Raw genomic sequence first — 1626 nt, forward strand, 5'->3', positions numbered from 1 at the left:
TTACGGCGCTTGACGAACTCCAGCACCTGATCGAACAGCGGATGGAATCGATGCGTTACCCAAACACGGGCCGGGTATAGCGCATCATCCGAATCACGCGCAGTCGACGGCGAGGTCCAACAACCCCGCCGAACAGCCTCAGCGCATGGTCAAACTGCAGATGAAGATCGGCGGATGCTGGCGCAGCGTGCGCACCGCCGCCCGCTACTGCCTCATCCGCTCCTACCTCGGCACCGCCCGCAACCACGGCATCCACCCACTCGATGCCCTCCGTGATGCTCTGGCCGGAAACCCCTGGATGCCACCACAAAACGCCTGATCACTCACAGGCGTGAATGGATACGATCCGGCCGGCGTGAGCCTTCTCAGTGCCGAGCTCGCCTGGACCTGCGTCGACCTAATGGCCACCGCGCTGCGGGCGGCGTCCAGCGATGCTCATGCCGTGCCAGGCGCCCAGTACGGCTTCGCCGATCGCACCACGTTCACCCGCGCCTTCGTCCGGTGCTATGGAATCGCCCCGGCCGAGCTCCGCGCGAACGGGCGCCAGGGGCATCCTGTCTATGGCGTCGGCAGGTCCGCGCGACGAATGCGCTGGTCGAGTTCCCAAAGCGCCGTCTTGTCGTCGTCGTAACGCAGCGACTCGTATGCGGCTTCGTACTTCAGCCACTGCACGTCACGATGCTCCAGGGAGAGCACTATCTCGGCCTGGTCTCGGGTGACGTCCATGGCAAAGAAGTGCTTGCGCACGATATAGACGTTCTCGGGCCAAAGCTTGCTAGCTGCAAAGCAGCTCTTTTCTACTCCGCTTACCATGTCGAGTTTGAACAGCGGCGCTGCCGCAGGCAGCCCGGTCTCCTCGGTGATCTCGCGACGGGCCGCGGTCTCCAGATCCTCACCTTCCTCGACACCGCCGCTCACGCTCTGCCAATGGGAATCATCCGCTCGCTGGAAGACAGCATATTCGGGCAGGCCTGCCGTGGTCCGGAAGAGAAAAACAAGTACGGTATAGGGCTGGCGCATATGACACGTCCATTCTCATAGATGATTCCTTAAAACGGGTCGATCAGTCGGAAGAATAGCTGTTCCGAGAGCGAAATGGGGCAGTTGATGACGGCTCGGCGGGTGTGGTTGTCGATGTCGGCGGTGGTGAACCGATTGACGCCGTTCCAGCTGGACCAGTTGGGGCCCCGTTGTCCGGCCCACCCCCTTGAGGGAGCATCGTGCTAAATGGCGCTCTCAGGGTGGTTGGATTGCCGGGTTGTGTGCTGATTCGAGGAAAGGCAGTGCAGCGGCGAGGAAATCTTCGGGCGCTTCGGCGAAAGGCCGTCGTTGCCATCTCCCGCACGACCGGAGTGCGTTTACGGAGATAAAGCTTTGGCAGTCGGCGGCTACAGCTAACTGAAGAGCGGCATCGCTTCCAGTCCGACGATCGCCGCTGACTGACTGACTGACTGACTGACTGACTGCTGCCGACGGGGATATCGTCCGTAGCCATGACTGTATCCATTCAGGCCTGTGATTAATCAGGCGGTTTGTGGCGGCATCCAGGGATTCCCGGCGAGCGCGTCGCGGAGGGCGTCGAGGGGATGGATGCCGTGGTTGCGGGCGGTGCCGAGGTAGGAGCGG

At 62.1% G+C, this 1626-nt stretch carries 2 protein-coding genes; one reads left to right on the plus strand and one right to left on the minus strand.

Annotation, left to right across the window (positions count from 1 at the left end; genetic code table 11):
- Positions 1–145 precede the first annotated feature (145 nt).
- On the plus strand, positions 146–319 hold the full coding sequence (locus tag ACTWPT_RS59875; RefSeq protein ID WP_443186456.1) for a hypothetical protein: 174 nt from the start codon (positions 146–148) through the stop codon (positions 317–319).
- Between the two features lie 239 nt (positions 320–558).
- Here the strand turns inward: ACTWPT_RS59875 and ACTWPT_RS59880 are convergent, their stop codons facing one another.
- The gene (locus tag ACTWPT_RS59880; protein WP_443186457.1) at positions 559–1020 is read right to left on the minus strand and encodes an NUDIX hydrolase; all 462 of its coding nucleotides are present in this window, start codon (positions 1018–1020) and stop codon (positions 559–561) included.
- Between the last annotated feature and the right edge of the window lie 606 nt (positions 1021–1626).

Source organism: Nonomuraea sp. 3N208 (assembly GCF_052245935.1).
In the GTDB taxonomy this organism is placed as follows: Bacteria; Actinomycetota; Actinomycetes; order Streptosporangiales; family Streptosporangiaceae; genus Nonomuraea.

Excerpts from the sequence above, each read along its gene's own strand:
- ACTWPT_RS59875 (WP_443186456.1), top strand. The coding sequence starts at position 146 with ATGGTCAAACTGCAGATGAAGATCGGCGGATGCTGGCGCAGCGTGCGC.
- ACTWPT_RS59880 (WP_443186457.1), bottom strand. The coding sequence starts at position 1,020 with ATGCGCCAGCCCTATACCGTACTTGTTTTTCTCTTCCGGACCACGGCA.